The organism is Bradyrhizobium sp. USDA 4532 (assembly GCF_024171315.1).
GTDB lineage: Bacteria > Pseudomonadota > Alphaproteobacteria > Rhizobiales > Xanthobacteraceae > Bradyrhizobium > Bradyrhizobium australafricanum.
Window position 1 is genome coordinate 3,346,160 of sequence record NZ_JALJZN010000001.1, and the last position, 18,683, is coordinate 3,364,842.

16 protein-coding genes are annotated in these 18,683 nt (G+C 64.5%); 11 read left to right on the forward strand and 5 right to left on the reverse strand.

Annotated elements, in window-relative coordinates; all coding sequences use genetic code 11:
- Nucleotides 1-58: 58 nt before the first annotated feature.
- Nucleotides 59-1,045, forward strand: coding sequence for an ABC transporter substrate-binding protein (locus tag J2R76_RS15830; RefSeq protein ID WP_156436032.1), 987 nt, complete (start codon nucleotides 59-61; stop codon nucleotides 1,043-1,045).
- Nucleotides 1,046-1,376: 331 nt separating this feature from the next.
- A complete protein-coding gene (locus J2R76_RS15835; RefSeq protein ID WP_057015134.1) occupies nucleotides 1,377-2,156 on the forward strand; it encodes an SDR family oxidoreductase in 780 nt (259 codons plus the stop codon).
- Nucleotides 2,157-2,341: 185 nt separating this feature from the next.
- Here the strand turns inward: J2R76_RS15835 and J2R76_RS15840 are convergent, their stop codons facing one another.
- Complete coding sequence (locus J2R76_RS15840) at nucleotides 2,342-2,641, reverse strand: HU family DNA-binding protein (protein ID WP_021077434.1); 300 nt, start codon at nucleotides 2,639-2,641, stop codon at nucleotides 2,342-2,344.
- A gap of 433 nt (nucleotides 2,642-3,074) precedes the next feature.
- Here J2R76_RS15840 and J2R76_RS15845 point away from each other — a divergent pair, with 433 nt between their 5' ends.
- The 4 genes from J2R76_RS15845 to J2R76_RS15860 all read left to right on the forward strand — a co-directional run bounded on the left by J2R76_RS15845 (nucleotide 3,075) and on the right by J2R76_RS15860 (nucleotide 8,358).
- A complete protein-coding gene (locus J2R76_RS15845) occupies nucleotides 3,075-4,688 on the forward strand; it encodes an ABC transporter substrate-binding protein (protein ID WP_057015133.1) in 1,614 nt (537 codons plus the stop codon).
- A gap of 237 nt (nucleotides 4,689-4,925) precedes the next feature.
- Nucleotides 4,926-5,903, forward strand: a complete 978-nt coding sequence (locus J2R76_RS15850; protein ID WP_168857950.1) for an ABC transporter permease — start codon at nucleotides 4,926-4,928, stop codon at nucleotides 5,901-5,903.
- 2 nt (nucleotides 5,904-5,905) lie between these two features.
- Nucleotides 5,906-6,736 (forward strand): ABC transporter permease, encoded by an 831-nt coding sequence (locus tag J2R76_RS15855; RefSeq protein WP_016843116.1) that lies wholly within the window; start codon nucleotides 5,906-5,908, stop codon nucleotides 6,734-6,736.
- Nucleotides 6,733-8,358, forward strand: coding sequence for an ABC transporter ATP-binding protein (locus tag J2R76_RS15860; RefSeq protein ID WP_253624148.1), 1,626 nt, complete (start codon nucleotides 6,733-6,735; stop codon nucleotides 8,356-8,358). Before J2R76_RS15855 ends, J2R76_RS15860 begins: the two co-directional genes overlap by 4 nt.
- A 16-nt stretch (nucleotides 8,359-8,374) precedes the next feature.
- Here the strand turns inward: J2R76_RS15860 and J2R76_RS15865 are convergent, their stop codons facing one another.
- From J2R76_RS15865 to J2R76_RS15875, 3 genes are all read right to left on the reverse strand, one after another.
- The gene (locus tag J2R76_RS15865; protein WP_305884396.1) at nucleotides 8,375-9,592 is read right to left on the reverse strand and encodes a fructose-1,6-bisphosphatase; all 1,218 of its coding nucleotides are present in this window, start codon (nucleotides 9,590-9,592) and stop codon (nucleotides 8,375-8,377) included.
- Nucleotides 9,593-9,735: 143 nt separating this feature from the next.
- Nucleotides 9,736-10,923, reverse strand: a complete 1,188-nt coding sequence (locus tag J2R76_RS15870; protein ID WP_253624149.1) for a 6-phosphofructokinase — start codon at nucleotides 10,921-10,923, stop codon at nucleotides 9,736-9,738.
- A gap of 213 nt (nucleotides 10,924-11,136) precedes the next feature.
- Nucleotides 11,137-12,504: an FAD-binding oxidoreductase gene (locus J2R76_RS15875; protein ID WP_229191498.1), complete on the reverse strand. Its 1,368-nt coding sequence runs from the start codon at nucleotides 12,502-12,504 to the stop codon at nucleotides 11,137-11,139.
- Between the two features lie 77 nt (nucleotides 12,505-12,581).
- On the opposite strand from J2R76_RS15875, the gene J2R76_RS15880 reads away from it, so the two are divergent.
- From J2R76_RS15880 to J2R76_RS15895, 4 genes are all read left to right on the forward strand, one after another.
- Nucleotides 12,582-13,436, forward strand: a complete 855-nt coding sequence (locus J2R76_RS15880) for a VOC family protein (RefSeq protein WP_168857955.1) — start codon at nucleotides 12,582-12,584, stop codon at nucleotides 13,434-13,436.
- Between the two features lie 115 nt (nucleotides 13,437-13,551).
- Entirely contained in the window at nucleotides 13,552-14,874 is a 1,323-nt protein-coding gene (locus J2R76_RS15885; protein WP_028339434.1) for a sugar ABC transporter substrate-binding protein, read from the forward strand.
- 53 nt (nucleotides 14,875-14,927) lie between these two features.
- Nucleotides 14,928-15,890, forward strand: a complete 963-nt coding sequence (locus J2R76_RS15890; RefSeq protein WP_057015282.1) for a carbohydrate ABC transporter permease — start codon at nucleotides 14,928-14,930, stop codon at nucleotides 15,888-15,890.
- On the forward strand, nucleotides 15,887-16,711 hold the full coding sequence (locus tag J2R76_RS15895) for a carbohydrate ABC transporter permease (RefSeq protein WP_038383999.1): 825 nt from the start codon (nucleotides 15,887-15,889) through the stop codon (nucleotides 16,709-16,711). Before J2R76_RS15890 ends, J2R76_RS15895 begins: the two co-directional genes overlap by 4 nt.
- Here the strand turns inward: J2R76_RS15895 and J2R76_RS15900 are convergent.
- Nucleotides 16,708-17,385, reverse strand: a complete 678-nt coding sequence (locus J2R76_RS15900; protein ID WP_057015261.1) for a cysteine hydrolase family protein — start codon at nucleotides 17,383-17,385, stop codon at nucleotides 16,708-16,710. The two genes, J2R76_RS15895 and J2R76_RS15900, sit on opposite strands and share 4 nt — an antisense overlap.
- 225 nt (nucleotides 17,386-17,610) lie before the next feature.
- Here J2R76_RS15900 and J2R76_RS15905 point away from each other — a divergent pair, with 225 nt between their 5' ends.
- Nucleotides 17,611-18,624 (forward strand): formamidase, encoded by a 1,014-nt coding sequence (locus tag J2R76_RS15905; RefSeq protein WP_028339439.1) that lies wholly within the window; start codon nucleotides 17,611-17,613, stop codon nucleotides 18,622-18,624.
- The last annotated feature ends 59 nt before the right edge of the window (nucleotides 18,625-18,683 follow it).

Genomic DNA, 18,683 nt, shown 5'->3' on the forward strand with positions numbered 1-18,683 from the left:
TGATCGAACGCTGCCGCGCGTTCCGCGGCGCAGCGAATGAATCAGGAAGAAAATTCATATGCGCAAACTGACCCGCTCGGGCCCTGCCTATTCTCTCACCCGCCGCACGGCGGCAGCGCTGATCACGGCCGTGATCACGCTGTCGACATCGGCTGCGGCGCTCGCGGCCGACGCGATCGTGCTGCGCGTCGGCGACCAGAAGGGCGGCAACCGCTCGCTGCTGGAGATTTCCGGCCTCGCCAAGGATCTGCCCTACAAGATCGAGTGGTCGGAATTCCCCGCCGCAGCCCCGATCCTGGAAGCAATCAACGCCGGCGCGCTCGACGTCGGCTACACCGGCGATCTGTCCTTCCTCACGGTCTATGCGTCGGGCGCGCCGATCAAGGCGATCGGCGGCACGCGCTCCGATGCGCGGACGCAGGCGATCCTGGTGCGCGGGGATTCGCCGATCAAGACCGCGGCCGATCTGAAGGGCAAGCGCCTCGCCGGCACGCGCGGCGGCTGGGGCCAATTCCTGATCAACGCGACGCTGGAAAAAGCCGGCAGCAGGATCGAGGACGCGACCTTCGCCCCGCTCGGCCCGGTCGACGCCAAGATCGCGCTGCTCGCCGGCTCGATCGACGCCTGGGCGGTGTGGGAGCCGTATATCTCCTACGCCACGCTGAAGGACAAGGCGCGCGTCGTCGCCGACGGCGAAGGGCTGACGCCGACCATCACCTTCATCGTCGCCTCCGACAACGCGATCGCAACCAAGCGCGCGGCGGTGCAGGACCTGGTGCAGCGGCTCAACAAGGCGCGGCTGTGGTCGCTCGACCATCTCGCCGAGTACGCCAGGAACACGGCCGAGCTCACAAAACTGCCGGAGGACGTGCTGCTCGCCGCCTACACCGCTCAGAAGACGAGCCCGATCGCGATCGACGAGGCCGTGGTGAAGGAGGTGCAGGCCGCCTCCGATCGCGCCACGCGCTACGGTATCCTCGGCAAGACGCTGGATGTCGGCAAGGCCGTCGACCGCAGCTTCACGGCAAGCGCGCGCTCGAACTAGCGGCGCGCGTGAACCGGGCACGCTCTTTCCTCACCTCCCCTTGCAAAGGGGAGGTCGGATTGCACAGCAATCCGGGTGGGGATCCTGCCTCCACAGACGCCGGCGTCGGTGGAGAGCAACCCCCACCCCGCCCTCCCCCTTTCAGGGGGAGGGAGACAGACGGCGGTGCTCGCCTGACGACAAAAAAGATGCGCACCACCATGGAGATCTCCGATGTCCGGTCCGCTCCATCTCGCACTGATTGTCACAGCACACCTGCTCTGCATGACCTTGTTGGTCGCGCTGTCGGTTTGATAGCGTCCTCTCCGGGCCAGCCCCAGGGAGAACAACAATGAACCTATCAATGAAGGACCGCGTCGCGGTGGTTACCGGCGGCAGCAAGGGCATCGGGATCGCGGTGGCGCGGCGGTTTGCCGAATCCGGCGCCAGGGTCGCGATCCTCGCCCGCGGCGCCGCCGATCTCGCTGCGGCGCGCGAAGCGCTCGCCAGGGACGGCCTTGTGGTACGCGATTATGTCTGCGACGTCGCGAAGGCTTCCGACATCAGCAAGGCCCACGACCAGATCGTCGCGGATCTCGGCAAGATCGACGTGCTGGTCAACAACGCCGGCACGGCACGCACGCTGGCGTTCGAGAGCATCAGCGACGAGGCCTGGCAGGAAGACCTCGACCTGAAACTGTTCGCCGCGATCCGTTTCAGCCGCCTGGTGTGGCCGGGCATGAAGCAGCGCAAATGGGGCCGCATCATCAACGTGCTCAACACCTTCGCCAAGGCGCCGGCCGGCAATTCCGCGCCGACCTCGGTGTCGCGCGCGGCCGGCATGGCGCTGACCAAGGTGATGGCCAATGAAGGCGGCGAGCACAACATCCTGGTGAATGCGCTGCTGGTCGGCCTGATCATGAGCGATCAATGGGTCAAGCGGCATGCTGCCCAGGCGCCGAGCACGGATTTCGGGGAATTCGCCAAGGGCCTTGCCAAGGGCACCCCGCTCGGCCGCATCGGCACGGCGGAGGAGTTCGCCAACCTCGCCTGCTTCCTGGCCTCGGAGCAAGGCTCCTACATCACCGGCACCGCCATCAATGTCGATGGTGGCCGGTCGCCGGTGGTCTAGAACTCCGGTGATCTAGAACTCCGGTCCTGGCTCAGCCAGAACCGGAGCTCCGGATGCTTGCTTTGGCGCGTTTCCACATGCGAGCCGGTGTCCATTGCGCTCGAACACTCTCGCGGGCAGGCAACCTACTGCGGCTGGCTAACGGCTCAAAAGCAAAAGGCCTCCGTCACCGGAGGCCTTTCATCTTAAACCGCGTCCTTGGCGGCCTTGACCGGCCGTGCGCGGACGATCTTCCGGGCCGGCTTGGCCTTGAACATCATCTCTTCGCCGGTGAAGGGGTTGGTGCCCTTGCGCGCCTTGGTCGCAGGCTTCTTGACCACAACGAACTTCGCGAAGCCGGGGACGAGGAACACCCCGGCCTTCTTCAGCTCCTTGTGGCCGACATCGACAAGCGAGTCCAAAACGTTCTTGACGTCGCGCTTGGAGAGTTCGGTGGTGGTCGCGATCTTCTCGATCACTTGCGACTTCGACAGTTGGGTAGCCATGGTTGCTCCATTGATTCTGGAGTGGCACGATATGGCGGAAAACGCCGAGAAAAACAGTGTTTTCTGCACTCCCCACCACAATATCGCTGTGGACAGCCGCCGAATCAGGGTTTTTTCCAGTGTTTTTTCAAGTCAAGGCGCTTCCGACCCCTAAAATTACAGGGTTTGCGCGGCTTCGGCGCTCCCGAAACGTCCCTTCGAGAGAATCACCAGACGCAACTCGCGCGGCCCAAACTGCGACAATGCGGCGCCCGATCCGGGTTGCGAAGCGTCGCAATGCGCCACTTCAGGTTTCGGAAACGATCCTCCAAAAGGCCGAGGCGTTAGAAAATGACTCGGGTTCCCATTCCATCGTAACATCGCAAAGCGGCGCCACGACCGATCCGGCTGGTCGCCCGATGCAAGCCTTTATGTAAGTACCGGAGACCCGCGTATGGATTTGAGCCGCCTCGAGATCAACCGCCGCACGGCCCTTCTGACCTCGGCCGCGATTGCGGCCAATGTCATCAATCCGATGCGGGCCTTCGCGCAGGAGGCCCCGCGCAAGGGCGGCGTGTTCAACGTCCATTACGGCGCCGAGCAGCGCCAGCTCAACCCGAGCATCCAGGCCTCGACCGGCGTCTACATCATCGGCGGCAAGATCCAGGAGAATCTGGTCGACCTCGACGCCGACGGCCAGCCGGTCGGCGTGCTCGCCGAGAGCTGGGAGGCGACCCCGGACGGCAAGACCGTCACCTTCAAGCTGCGCAAGGGCGTCACCTGGCACGACGGCAAGCCGTTCACCTCTGATGACGTCGCTTTCACCGCGATGAACATGTGGAAGAAGATCCTCAACTACGGATCGACGCTGCAGCTGTTCCTCACATCGGTCGATACGCCCGATCCGCAGACCGCGATCTTCCGCTACGAGCGGCCGATGCCGCTCAACCTGTTGCTCCGGGCCCTGCCCGACCTCGGCTACGTCTCCGCCAAGCATCTCTACGAGAGCGGCGACATCAGGCAGAACCCGACCAATCTGGCGCCGGTCGGCACCGGCCCATTCAAATTCGTCAAATACGAGCGCGGGCAATACATCATCGCCGACCGCAACCCGGACTACTGGCGGCCGAACGCGCCCTATCTCGACCGCATCGTCTGGAAGGTGATCACCGACCGCGCCGCCGCGGCCGCCCAGATGGAGGCCGGCGAGCTGCACTACAGCCCGTTCTCGGGCCTGACGATCTCGGACATGGCGCGGCTCGGCAAGGACAAGCGCTTCGTCGTCCAGACCAAGGGCAACGAGGGCAACGCCCGCACCAACACCATCGAGTTCAACTTCCGCCGCAAGGAACTGGCGGACATCCGGGTCCGCCGCGCCATCGCGCACGCGATCAACGTGCCGTTCTTCATCGACAATTTCCTGGGCGATTTCGCCAAGCTCGGCACCGGCCCGATCCCCTCGACCTCGACCGACTTCTATCCCGGGCCGAACACGCCGCAATATCCCTACGACAAGGCCAAGGCGATCGCGCTGCTCGACGAGGCCGGCTTCAAAGCCTCCAGCGGCAACCGCTTCTCGCTGAGACTCCTGCCGGCACCGTGGGGCGAGGACATCTCGCTGTGGTCGACCTTCATCCAGCAGTCGCTGGGAGAAGTCGGCATCCAGGTCGACATCGTACGCAACGACGGCGGCGGCTTCCTCAAGCAGGTCTATGACGAGCACGCCTTCGATCTCGCGACCGGCTGGCACCAGTATCGCAACGACCCCGCGGTCTCGACCACGGTATGGTACCGCTCCGGCCAGCCCAAGGGCGCGCCGTGGACCAACCAGTGGGGCTGGGAGGACAAGACCGTCGACAAGACCATCGACGATGCCGCCACCGAAGTCGATCCGGCCAAGCGCAAGGCGCTCTATGCCGATTTCGTCAAGGAGGTGAACACCGAGCTGCCGGTCTGGATGCCGATCGAGCAGATCTTCGTTACCGTGATCACGGCCAAGGCGCGCAACCACTCCAACACGCCGCGCTGGGGCTCGACGAGCTGGCACGATCTTTGGCTGAGCGCATGAGGCCACATCTGCGCTAGGCGTGGCGCCCTCTTCTCCCTCGCCCCGCTCTTGCGGGAAGAGGGTCGGGGTGAGGGGCTCGCTCCACGATATTGCTCCATCGATAGACCTGTACCCCCTCACCCGGATCGCATCTGGCGATGCGATCCGACCTCTCCCCGCAAGCGGGGCGAGGTAAGAAGGGGCCGGTGCCCACCCCGAACCGGTGTCCACATCGTTCGAAAACGCTATAGATAAAATATGCGTATCCTGAGCCTTGCGGGGCGGCGGCTCGCCGCCTCGATCCCGACCCTGTTCCTGATCCTGATCGGCGTGTTCCTGCTGCTGCAGCTCGCGCCGGGCGACACCGTCGATGCGCTGATGGCGCAGATGGGCGGCGGCGACGCCGCGACCGCCGAGGCGCTGCGCAAATTCTACGGGCTGAACCTCTCGGTTCCGGCGCAGCTCGGGAACTATCTGTGGCACCTGGTCCGGCTCGACCTCGGCTTCTCCTCGATCTACGGCAAGCCGGTGGCGACCGTGATCCTAGAACGGCTGCCGCCGACCATCCTATTGATGACGGCGTCGCTGTCATTCGCGTTCTTCTTTGGCCTCGTGTTCGGCGTGATCGCCGCGCGCGGTGTCAACCGCTGGCCGGACACGATGATCTCCACCCTCGGCCTGATCTTCTACGCCACGCCGTCGTTCTGGTTCGGGCTGATGGCGATCGTGGTGTTCTCGGTCTATCTGCAGTGGCTGCCGCCGGGCGGCTTCGAGGATATCGGCAACGTCCAGACCGGAATCTGGCGCATGCTGGATATCGCGGCGCATCTGGTGCTGCCGACGCTGACGCTCGGGCTGATCTTCCTCGCGATCTATTTGCGCATCATGCGCGCCTCGATGCTTGAGGTCCTGAACCTCGATTTCGTCCGCACCGCCCGCGCCAAGGGGCTGGACGAGACCCATGTCATTACCCGCCATGTGCTGCGCAACGCGCTGCTGCCGATGGTGACGCTGATCGGATTGCAGGCCGGCACCATGCTCGGCGGCTCGGTCGTGGTGGAGAGCGTGTTCTCGCTGCCCGGCCTCGGCCGTCTCGCCTATGAATCGGTGGTGCAGCGCGACCTCAACACCCTGCTCGGCATCGTCTTCGTGTCCGCGCTGCTCGTCATATCCGTGAACTTCGTCGTCGATCTGCTCTACGCGCGGCTCGATCCGCGCATCGCGGCGGAGGGCTGACGATGGATGCCGTGAAGCGCTACTTCCGCAGCCCGGCCGCGGTGATCGGCCTGATCCTGCTGCTGCTCGTGATCGCGATGGCAATCAGCGCGGGTCTCCTCTATCCGCGCGATCCGCTCGCCCTTGCCGGCCGGCCGCTGATCTGGCCGTTCTCCAATCCGCGCTTCCTGCTCGGCACCGACAATTCCGGCCGCGACATCGCCGCCCAGATCTTCTACGGCGCGCGGATCTCGCTGCTGATCGGCGGCGTCGCCACCGTGATCGCGATCCTGATCGGCATCCTGGTCGGCGCCTTCGCCGGCTATTACGGCGGCTGGGTCGACAATGTGCTGATGCGGATCACCGAGGCGTTCCAGACGCTGCCGAACTTCGTGCTGCTGCTGGTCCTGGTCGCGGTGTTCGGCTCGACCCTGACCACGGTGACCATTGCGGTCGGCGTGGTGTCATGGCCGGCGCCGGCGCGGCTGACTCGCGCCGAGTTCCTGTCGCTGCGCAACCGCGAATTCGTCCAGGCCGGCAAGACGCTCGGCATGAAGGACGTCCAGCTCATTCTCGGCGAAATCCTGCCCAACGCGCTGCCGCCCGTCATCGTCTATGCCAGCGTGGTGATGGCGGTCGCGATCCTGCTGGAAAGCGCGCTCGCCTTCCTGCGTCTGTCCGATCCCAACGTCGCCTCCTGGGGCAATCTGATCGGGCTCGGCCGCGACGTGCTCCGGGTGCAATGGTACGTCTCGGCAATCCCTGGCATTGCGATCCTCGTCACCGTGCTCGCGGTGTCGCTGGTCGGCCAGGGCCTCAACGATGCGCTCAATCCGAGGCTGAAGAGCCGATGAGCGACACGGTCCTTTCGCTCGACGCCCTGACGGTGCGCCTGCCCAAGGGCGCCGACCGGCCGCATGCGCTGTCCGACGTTTCGCTTTCAATTGCGTCGAACGAGATCCTCTGCGTGGTCGGCGAGTCCGGCTCCGGCAAATCGATGATGGCGAACGCCATCATGCGGCTGCTGCCGAACGAGGTGACGATCGAACGGGGCCGGATGATGTTCGACGGCCGCGACCTCTGCGCCGCCGACAGCGCCGAGATGCGCGATGTGCGCGGCGCCGGGATTGCGATGATCTTCCAGGAGCCGATGACCGCGCTCAATCCGCTGCGCACGATCGGCGACCAGATCGGCGAGATGTTTGCGATCCACACCGCTCTCTCGAAGGCCGAGATCAGTGCTCGTGTGCTGGCGCTGCTCGAGGACGTCCGCATCCCCGACCCCAAGGCTGCCGCAAAAGCTTACCCGCACGAGCTGTCCGGCGGCCAGCGCCAGCGCGCGATGATCGCGATGGCACTCGCGCTCGACCCCAAGCTCCTGATCGCGGACGAGCCGACCACCGCGCTCGACGTGACGACACAAGCACAGATCCTAAAGCTGATCCGCGATTTGCGGCAGCGCAAGAAGACCGCGGTGCTGTTCATCACCCATGATTTCGGCGTGGTCGCCGAGATCGCCGACCGCGTCGTGGTTATGCAGCATGGCGCGATCGTCGAGCACGGCACGGCCGACAAGGTGCTGAACGATCCGCAGCATGCCTACACGAAGCAGCTGATCGCAGCCGTTCCGCCGCTGAAGGCGCCGCCGCCGCGCATCCTTTCCGGCAAGGACATCCTGACCATCGACGGCGTCTCCAAGACCTACCGCACCGGCGGCTTCCTCGGCCGCGGCGCGCGGATCACGGAGGCCGTCAAGAACGTGTCGCTGCACCTGCCGCGCGGCGCGACGCTCGGCATCGTCGGCGAATCCGGTTCGGGCAAATCGACGCTCGCGCGCTGCATCGTGCGGCTGATCGATCCGGACACCGGGTCGATCGTGCTCGACGGCAAGGACTGGGCAAAGCTCGGCCGCGACGATATCAGGCGCGAGACCCGCCACATCCAGATGGTGTTCCAGGATCCGTTCGCCTCGCTCAATCCGCGCCGCAAGGCGGCCGAGCTGGTGGCGCAGGGACCGATCGTGCACGGCACCGACCGCGCCACCGCGATCGCGGAAGCGCGAAAGCTGTTCGAGCTGGTCGGCCTCGATCCGTCCGCGGGTGACCGCTACCCGCACGAATTCTCCGGCGGCCAGCGCCAGCGCATCGGGCTCGCCCGGGCACTCGCGTTGAAGCCGGATGTGCTGGTTGCCGACGAGCCGGTCTCGGCGCTCGACGTCTCGGTGCAGGCGCAGGTCTTGAAGCTGCTCGCCGGGCTGCGCCAGCAGCTTGGCCTCTCCATCATCTTCATCACCCACGATCTGCGCGTCGCCGCCCAGATCTGCGATCTCGTCGCCGTCATGAAGGACGGCGCCGTGGTCGAGCATGGGCTGACCGCCGAGATGTTCGGCAAGCCGCGGCATCCCTATACGCAGGCGCTGCTGTCAGCGATCCCCGGCGGCGCGTTTGCGCGCGAGCACGGCACCGCAACCGTGTAGCCGGGCACGCGCGGCCCTACTCCGCCGCTTGTGGCTTGGGCTCCTCGCGCAGCCGGAAGCGCTTCAGCAATCCGGATACCGTGTCGCGGAAGCCGCCATATTCCAGCTCTGAATAGGGCAGCATCGCAGCGCCGGACCAGCCCTGGCTGCGCATCTCGATCGCCTTGCGCTGCGCGCGCTGGCGGACCTCGTCCCAGGCAAGGTTGTCAAAGAAGTCGGTATAGGACTCCGAGAACTTCCCGTCCCGGTCGATCGAGAAGCCGACGCAGGACACGATCGGCAGGCAATACATCCCCGTCACCGGGGTGTTGAGCGGCACCGGCATGAGCGGCATCACATGCGAGCCGCGCGCATCGCCGCCCACGAAGTGCGCCTTGGCGAAGGGCGAGATGATTTCTTCGGGCGCCGCGAAAATGCCCTGGTTCCTGACGACCGCGACCGGATCATCCTTGCCGGTGTACTTGCCTGCGATGGAGTGAAGGCGCTGCGCCGACACGGCGACGGCGACCTCGCCATAGGTTTTCGAGACGATGCGATCAATGCCGAAGCGCTCGTTGTCGCGAAGCAGCGCCGCAATGTGATAGCCGTCCGCGGGCGCATCGAGTTCGATCACGCTGTCGCCGGCCGTGTTGTCCATATCGATGATATGGAAACGGAAGCCCTTGATCATCGGGGGCAGCATCAGCCCGGCGCAATACATGGGATCGGCAAAAGCCAGATAGAGCGGCAGGTTGTAGGCGCCGGGGCCGCACTTGTCTGCGGCGAACACCATGAAGGACTCCGCGGGTCTCGCGCCCGAGAGGCTGTGGTCGAAGCTGAGCTCGGCGACAGCCGGGCCCGCGCCGCGAACGTTTCCGGACGGGGCGTCGACGAGAAGATCCTGGCCGGCGCCGTAGAGCCCGGAGGTCTTCGCGACCGCAGTGGCCGCGAGAAACGTCTTCCAGGCGAATTGGTGGACTTCGGAGCTCCCTTCGCCCCGCGTGTGCGTCATGATGATCGCAATATCGTCGCCGGTATGGCGCACGAAACCGTCGATCAGGAGACCGTTTTCGATCGCCTTCGCGACCTCCCCTTCGACAGCCGCCATCATGCGCGCAGATGGTTTCGTGTGGCCCCCGACGGAGCCAATGTCAGCCTTGATGACCGAAATGGTGAGTTTCATGAGCATCCCTCCGACCGCAGCGCAGCGCCTTCGCCTCGGCGCTCGCTGCGCCGGGGGCGACGGCGCGCTCATTTGCAAAAAAGAACGTCGTGTGGTGCGACAGGTTCCCTGCGCATATTGCTTGCGGAACTATGGCCCCTCCGTCACCGCGTGTCGATACGGGCTATCGACGCATCTGGAATAGCTCGCCCTGCCCGATGGGGTTACCACCCGCCCTATGAAGCGCGGTTGAGAAAGATCGGCAGGCCCCGCTTGTTGGAATAGAGAGGACGGTAGCGCTCGGTATTGTACGCGCTTGCGACGTCCAATTTGCGTGGCCCGAGCTTGGCGTCGGGGATCGGCACGAGGTCGTATCGGCCCTCGACCAGGGCCGACATGAGGCCGGTTTTGCCTTCCAGGATCGCATCGTAAGCCATGTTGCCGAACGTCAGCGCCACAAGCTTGTCGATGAAGTCCGGATCGCCTGACCGCAGGTCGTAGGTGAGGTCAGAGACGATGGTCTCCTCGCCGGTGCGCCGCTTGATCTCGTCGGCGAATGCTTCGGCCACGCTCGCCTTCCTGCGGTGACCGTAGGCGTCAGGCTCGCCGAATTCCTGCACCTTGTAGCCCTCCCACTCGGCGCCCTCGCTGAGCACGATCAACGCGTAGTTGCTTGGGTTGCCGTGCTTGTCATCGAGGAGAAGCTGGATCAGCTTGTCGAGATTGACCTTGTACTCCGGTATGGCGCATCGGATCGAGGTTGCGTATGCGGTATAGAGTGCCGTAAAGCCGGCATCGCGACCAAAGACGCGGAAGATGCCGATTCGCTCGTGCGAGCCGACGGTGGTGCGCTGGCGCTGGATGGCATCGCTGGCACGGGTGATCGCGGTCGAAAAGCCGATGCAGTATTCGGTGTTGCGAACGTCGTTGTCCATCGTCTTCGGGATGGCAATGATCTTGACGCCTCGCCTGTTGAGCTTGTCCGCGTAGCTGAGAGTATCGTCGCCGCCGATGGCGATCAGATGTTCGATACCGAGCCCCGCGAGGTTCGCAAGCACCTCGTTGGTGAGGTCCCACGTCGTGGTTGCGATGCCACCCTTGGTGCTCTGGGAAACCGGAAAGTCGCGGCCCGCGAGATGATTGGGCAACTTCTTCATTTTGGAGGGATTGGTGCGGCTCGAGTGCAGCACGGTGCCGCCGCGCCGGTCGATGACGCGCGTATTTTCGCGGTTCAGCGGGATGATGTAATGGGACTTGCTCGACGGGTCGTCGAGGTTCAGGTGCGTGAGGGCCTCCCAGCCCCGGCGGAGACCGACAACCTCGATGTCGTCCTCACTGCCGCGATAAGTCACGCTCTTGATCACCGCGTTAAGGCCGGGGACGTCACCGCCTCCCGTGAGAATACCAATGCGCTTCCTCGCCATGCCCACCTCCCAGGGTTGCTATCTGGCAATAACGCCTGCGTCGCGTCGGGGTTTCCACAACGCTATCCGCCAACGGCGGAATCCTCGTGATCGCGGCACCCACCCGAACCTGCTTGGGCCCCAATCTTCCAGCGACGTCCTCTGACCAGTCCCCAACTCGGGCGGCTTGCCCCTCCATGCCTCTCGCGTGCATGGCGCGACGTTGCTCCGCGCCTACCGCGAACGGCGCGAGGCGAGGAAATACTCCGCCCATCGCAGCAACTCGAAACGATCGCCCTTGACCAACTCCTGTGCATCGCGGCGCCGGTAGAGCATCAGCATCCAGGGCGCGAGCTTGCGGAGCACGCCGTGCGCCATGTACTGCACCGGCTCGGAGAACGGCAGCGCCAGCTCGCTTTCCGGCACGCCTTGGACCGCGCGCGCCAATTCGCGGCCGAGCGGGATCGTCAGCGCGACGGCACGGCCGTTGCAGCCGGTCCAGCCATAGGCGTTCGGTCCCAACCGGTGCATGCGCGGCAGGAAATCCGCCGTCATCCCGACATAGCCGTTCCAGACATAGTCGAAGGAGACCTCGCCAATCTGCGGCCACAGGCGCTGCAACCGCTCGGTCACCCGCGCCTTCAGCCGCCCGGTCTTGTCGCCCGGACCGAGCACGGCACCGCCGGTGACGAGGCGATTGCGGGCATCGTAGCGCGCGAAATATAGCTCGCCATGGGTGTCCGACATCGCCTGCCGGCCGGGGATGATGGTCTTGCGCACATTGTCCGACAGCGGCTGCGTCGCCATCTGCCAGGACAGCACCGGCATCACCTCGGTTGCAATCTCAGGCACCAGCGATTTCGCGAACTCGCCGCTATAGGCATTGGTCGCGACCACCAGCGCGCGGCCGGAGATTTCACCCTTTTCCGTCTTCACCACCCAGCGATCGCCGCGGCGCTCGAAACTCGTCGCAGGCGAGCGGGCATAAATCCGCGAGCCGAGGCCGAGCACGGTCCGCGCAAGGCCGCGCGCCAGCGCCAGCGGATTGACGTGACCGCCGGTCCTGTTCCAGAAGCCGCCGTACCAGGCATCCGAGCCGAGCATGTCCCGGGTGTGATCGCGCGACAGCAATTCGACCGGCGCGCCAAATTTCGACCATTGCCGCACCCGCCGCTCGGCGATCTTGATACGGCCCGGCGAATGCACCGGCTGCACCCAGCCGGCCTGCTCCTGCTCGGCCGCGATGTTGTAGCGCCTGACGACGTCGAACAGATCAGCGGCACTGTCACGCAGCATCGCGACGAAGCGCTCGCCGGCCGCGCCGTGCCTCGCGATGATGTCATCCGGATCGGGGCGCGACAGCGTCGGGATCACCTGGCCGTTGTTGCGCCCCGAGGCGCCCCACCCCGGTTCGGCGGCCTCGACGATCGCGACGTCGACATTGGCCTCGCGCAGATGCAGTGCGGTCGATAGACCCGTGAAGCCGCCGCCGATGATGACGACGTCGGCCTGCTGCGCGCCAGTCAGTTCGGGACAATCGGGGCCGGAGGGCGTCACTGCTGCCCAGAGCGAATTGGGCCAGCGCACGGCATTGCTGTTCATCATGATCCTTCCTTGCGGCCGCCCGGTCATTCTGGTTACTTTACTCTACCCTCCTATTCCAGCCGGGAAGACAACAAGTGGCACTCAAGAACGTCATCGGAATCGATCACGCCGTGGTCATGGTGAAGGACCTCGACAAGGCGGCCGAGAACTACAAGCGGCTCGGCTTCACCGTGTCGCCGCGCGGCACCCATAGCGCGCATATGGGATCGGGCAATTACACCATCATGTTCGACCCCGATTATATGGAATTGCTCGGCGTGCTGACCCCGACCGAACACAACGCTCCGGCGCGCGCCTTCCTCGAGAAGCGCGGCGAGGGCATCGAACGCATCGCGTTCACCGCGGTGGATTCCGCTGCTGGCGCCGAGGAGATTCGCGCGCGCGGCTATGCGCCGATCGGGCCGACCGATTTCGAACGCCCGGTGACCTTGCCGAACGGCACGATCTCCGCGGCGAAATTCCGCACCTTCCAGTGGCCGACCGCGGAGGCGCCCGGCGGCGTCCGCATCTTCGCCTGCCAGCACAAGACCCGCGAGACGGTGTGGATTCCCGAATTGATGACGCACGCCAATGGGGCAAAACGCCTCAAGCAGGTGCTGATCGTCTCGCCCGATCCCGCAGCCGATGCCGCGCATCTCTCCAGGATGATCGACGTCGCCGTCAGGAACGACGCCGACGGTGCGGTTGCGGTGCCGTCCGGCGGCAACCGCGCCGACTTCGTGTTCCTGACCAGGGATCAGCTCGGCAAACGTTATCCCGGCGTATCGCTGGATGGCCTGTCCGACCGCGGCGGCGCCGGCCTCGTGATCGCGGCCGACCTTGCCGCGAGCGAGAAAGCGCTGGGCTCAGCCGGCGTGAAGAGCGGCAACAGCATCACCGTGCCGCCGGCTTCCGGCAACGGCACCCTGCTCGCTTTCGTCAAGGCATAGCTGCCATACCATGCGCGGCGCAGCGTTATGCAACGGTGCCGCGCATGTGGGACTAGGCACAGAAAGTTGAGGCGCTAGTATCTCTCGCAAACAAGAACCGTCCAGGGAGAGAAACATGTCGCATCACCTGATCTCGCGCCGGCAGATGCTGGCCGGCACCGCGGCCGCCGGCGCGGTTGGACTGACCGGATTTCCGGCCCGTGCCGACATCAACTGGAAGAAATATTCCGGCACCACACTCGAAGTGATCCTCGCCAAGGGGCCGCGCGGCGACAATCTGCAGAAATACATCAAGGAATTTACCGAGCTCACCGGCATCAAGGTCGAGTCGGAACAGATCCCCGAGCAGCAGCAGCGCCAGAAATGCGTGATTGAGCTGTCCTCGGGCAAGCCGAGCTTCGACGTCGTGCACCTGAGCTATCACGTGCAGAAGCGGCAGTTCGAGAAGGCCGGCTGGCTAGCCGACATGTCGGGCTACCTCAAGGATCCGAGCATGACGCCGCCGGACCTCGTCGAGAGTGATTTCTCGGCGGCCGGCCTGCAATATGCGCGCAACGACAAGGGCCAGATGCTGTCGCTGCCATGGTCGGTCGACTATTTCATCCTCTACTACAACAAGGAGCTGTTCCAGAAGAAGGGCGTCGAGGTCCCGAAGACGCTCGAGGAGATGGCAATCGCGGCCGAGAAGCTGACCGATCCGAAGGAAGGCATCTACGGCTTTGTCGGCCGCGGCCTGCGCAACGCCAACATGGCGATGTGGACCAACTTCTATCTGAACTATGGCGGCGAATTCCTCGATGCCAAAGGCAACATCCTGACCGACGGCCCCGAGGCGATCGAAGCCACCAAGCTCTATCAGCGCCTGCTGACAAAATGCGCGCCTCCCGGCGTCGCCGGCTTCAACTGGATGGAGTCGATGGCGTCCTTCACGCAGGGCAGGTCCGCGATGTGGATCGACGCCGACGGCTGGGCGCCGCCGCTGGAAGATCCCGCCGCCTCGCGCGTCGTCGGCAAGGTCGGCTACACGCTGGTACCCGCCGGTCCCAAGGGCAAGTTCTCCTCGACCTATGGCGACGGCGTCGGCATCGCCGCGGCGAGCAAGAACAAGGAAGCCGCCTATCTGCTCTGCCAATGGGTGGTCTCGCGCGGACAGGGCGCGCGCCTGCTGCAGGCCGGCGGCGGCGTGCCGTTCCGCAACTCCATCGTCGACGATGCCGAAGTCGCCAAGGGCGTGAAGACCAAGGAATGGCTGCAGTCGGTGGTTGACTCCGCCAAGATCTCCAAGCTCGGCCTGCCCGTCATCATCCCGGTCGCCGAATTCCGCGACATCGTCGGCGCCGCGCTGACCGCGACGCTGTCGGGCGCCGATCCGGCCACCGAGCTGAAAAAGGCGCACGAGCAATTCCGCCCCATCCTGGAGCGTAGCGAAAAAGCGTGAGCGTGGTGACACAGACTGAGCCGGCGGCGGCCGGCAAAGCGTTTTCAAGCGAAGTGGGTACCGGTTCGCGTGAAGAAAACGCGTCAAAGCAAGAGTCCAGAGCCGCAGGCTCTGGAGACGCCGCCCCGGCGCGTGAATGGCGTCCGCCGTCGTACTGGCCGTTCGTGATCCCGGCGCTCGTCGTGGTGCTGGCGGTGATCATCTTTCCGTGGGTCTTCACGATCTGGATGAGCCTGCAGGAATGGAAGGTCGGCTCGCCGACCGTGTTCGTGGGGCTCGCGAACTATCTGCGGCTGCCGACCGATCCGCGCTTCGTCGAGGCGGTCGGGCACACGCTGTCCTATACAGCGCTGTCAGTGCTGTTGCCGCTGGTGTTCGGCACGCTGGCGGCGGTGGTATTCCATCAGAAATTCGCCGCGCGCGGTTTCCTGCGCGGCATCTTCATCATGCCGATGATGGCCACGCCGGTGGCGATCGCGCTGGTGTGGACCATGATGTTCCACCCGCAGCTTGGCGTCTTGAACTATCTGCTGTCGCTGGTCGGGCTGCCGCCGCAGCTCTGGGTGTTCAACCCGGCGACGGTGATCCCCTCGCTGGTGCTGGTCGAGACCTGGCAATGGACGCCGCTGGTGATGCTGATCGTGCTCGGCGGCCTCGCCGCGATCCCGACCGAACCCTACGAGAGCGCGCAGATCGACGGTGCCAATTTCTGGCAGGTGTTCCGCTTCATCACGCTGCCCTTGATCATGCCGTTCCTGTTCATCGCCGGCATGATCCGCATGATCGACGCGGTGAAAAGCTTCGACATCATCTTCGCGATCACGCAAGGAGGGCCGGGCTCGGCGTCGGAGACCATCAACGTCTATCTCTACAGCGTCGCCTTCGTCTATTACGACCTCGGCTACGGCTCGGCGATCGCGGTGGTGTTCTTCCTCCTGATCGTGGCGCTGGCGGCACTGCTGCTTTACTTGCGCAAGCGCCTGCTGTGGACATCTGAACTCGGGGGCGAGGCATGAACCCGCGCCAGATTCTCGGGCGGATCGGGCTTTGGCTGTCGGTGTTCGTCATCGTCTCGCCGGCGATCCTGTTCTTCCTCTGGATGGCCTCGCTGTCGCTCAAATTCGAGATCGACAACGCCTCCTACCCGCCGGTGTTCTTTCCGGAGCATATCGCCTGGAAGAACTATGCCGACGTGTTCGCCTCCAACCGGTTCCTGACCTATTTCAGCAACAGCCTTGTGGTCACCGGCTGCGCCACGGGCCTTGCGATGCTGGTCGGTGTGCCCGCGGGCTACGGGATCGCGCGGATGGCCGCGCATAAATCGGCGATCGTGATCCTGATCGCGCGCATCACGCCCGGCCTGTCGTATCTGATCCCGCTGTTCCTGCTGTTCCAGTGGCTCGGCCTGCTCGGCACGCTGGTGCCGCAGATCATCATCCATCTCGTGGTCACGGTGCCGATCGTGATCTGGATCATGATCGGCTATTTCGAAACCACGCCGCTGGAGCTGGAGGAAGCTGCGCTGATCGACGGCGCCACCCGCTGGCAGGTGTTCCGCCATGTCGCGCTGCCGATCGCAAAGCCCGGCCTTGCGGTTGCCTTCATCCTCGCGGTGATCTTCTCCTGGAATAATTTCGTGTTCGGCATCGTGCTGGCCGGGCGTGAGACCCGCACGCTGCCGGTCGCGGTCTACAACATGATCTCGTTCGACCAGCTGAGCTGGGGCCCGCTCGCCGCCGCCGCCTTGATCGTGACGGCGCCGGTGCTGCTGCTCACCGTGATGGCGCAGCGGCAGATCGTGGCGGGACTGACGGCGGGTGCGGTGAAAGGCGGCTAGTCCCCGAGCGCCTCCAGCACGGCAGCTGAATCGGTGACCCAACCAAAGATGCCGCCCTGGGCCTTGATCATCTTCAGACCCATCTCGTGGAATTCCGGGAAGTAGGACGCGCAGCCGTCGGAGATCACGACGCAGCGGTAGCCGCGATCGTTGGCCTCGCGCACCGTGGTGTTGACGCAGACCTCGGTGGTGACGCCGCAGACCAAGAGATTCTCGATGCCGTATTTCTGCAGGATGTCGCCGAATTCGGTGGCGTAGAACGCGCCCTTGCCGGGCTTGTCGATCACGATCTCGCTGTCGAGGGGATAGAGCTCGGGAATGATGTCGTGCCCCGCCTCGCCGCGGATCAGAATCCGTCCCATCGGTCCGGGATCGCCGATCCGAAGCGACGGCGCGCCCCGCTCGACCTTCGCGGGCGGTGCGTCCGAGAGATCGGGCAGATGGCCCTCCCGGGTATGGACCACGAGCAGCCCGGCGTCGCGCACGGCCGCGAGCACTGCGGCAATCGGCTTCACCGCGCGGGCAAGCCGGCTGACGTCATTGCCGAGCGTCTCGCCGAAGCCCCCTCGCTCCATGAAATCGCGCTGCATGTCGATGATGACGAGCGCGGTCCTGCTCCAGTCGAGCGTGATCGGCGCCGGCTCCGCCGCGATCGTCCCGCTTGAATTCGCCATGACGCACGCCCCGAATGCGAGAAAACCCGCATTTGATTAAGCAAACCGCGTGCCATTGCGCAATGATGCGGCGCATCGCGGCGATCCCGATCAGCATGTGACCGTACGCTGCATTTGCGCATTCTGCGATCTTGCTGGCATGATCGTTGCTAGCTGGGAGCCCGACCGAACGAAGATCATCGTTCGCGAAATGACAGCCCATTTCAAGCAGGCGGGAGGACAGGCATGAATGGACTTGGCGGTCTCAACAAATCACCGAACGGCGTCGTGATCGGACTGGTGCAGCTGCAGTTGCCTGTGGTTGCGACAAGGTCCGACCTGGCACGGCAGACGGAGCGCATCGTATGGATGGTCGGCAAGGCGCGGCGCAACCTCGGAACCATGGACCTCGTCGTGTTCCCCGAATACTCGCTGCACGGCCTCTCGATGGATACCAATCCGGAGATCATGTGCCGGCTCGACGGGCCTGAAGTCGCGGCTTTCAAGCGGGCCTGCATCGAGAACAAGATCTGGGGCTGCTTCTCCATCATGGAGTTCAACCCGCATGGTAATCCCTATAATTCAGGGCTGATCATCGACGATCACGGCGATATCAAGCTGTACTACCGCAAATTCCATCCCTGGATTCCGGTCGAGCCGTGGGAGCCCGGCAACATCGGCATTCCCGTGATCGATGGACCGAAAGGCGCGAAGATCGCGCTGATCATCTGCCATGACGGCATGTTCCCGGAAATGGCCCGCGAATGCGCTTACAAGGGCGCGGAGATCATGATCCGCACCGCAGGCTACACCGCGCCGATCCGCGACAGCTGGCGCTTCACCAACCAGGCCAACGCGTTCCAGAACCTGATGGTGACGGCCAATGTCTGCATGTGCGGCTCGGACGGGTCGTTCGACTCGATGGGCGAAGGCATGATCGTCAATTTCGACGGCAGCATCATCGCGCACGGGACCACGGGGCGGGCCGACGAGATCATCACCGCCGAGGTGCGGCCCGACCTCGTGCGCGAGGCGCGGATCAACTGGGGCGTCGAGAACAACATCTATCAGCTCTGGCACCGCGGCTATGTCGCGGTGAAGGGCGGTGCGATGGATTGCCCCTACACGTTCATGCAGGACATGGTGTCCGGCCGCTTCCGCCTGCCCTGGGAAGATCAGGTCAAGATCACCGACGGCACGTCCTGCGGCTTTCCCGCACCGACACGGATGTTCGGCAAGACCGCGAAGGCCGCCGAGTAGCCGGCCCTTTGATGTGAGCATGATCTCTTCGGAAAACCGCTTTACACTTTTCCGGATCA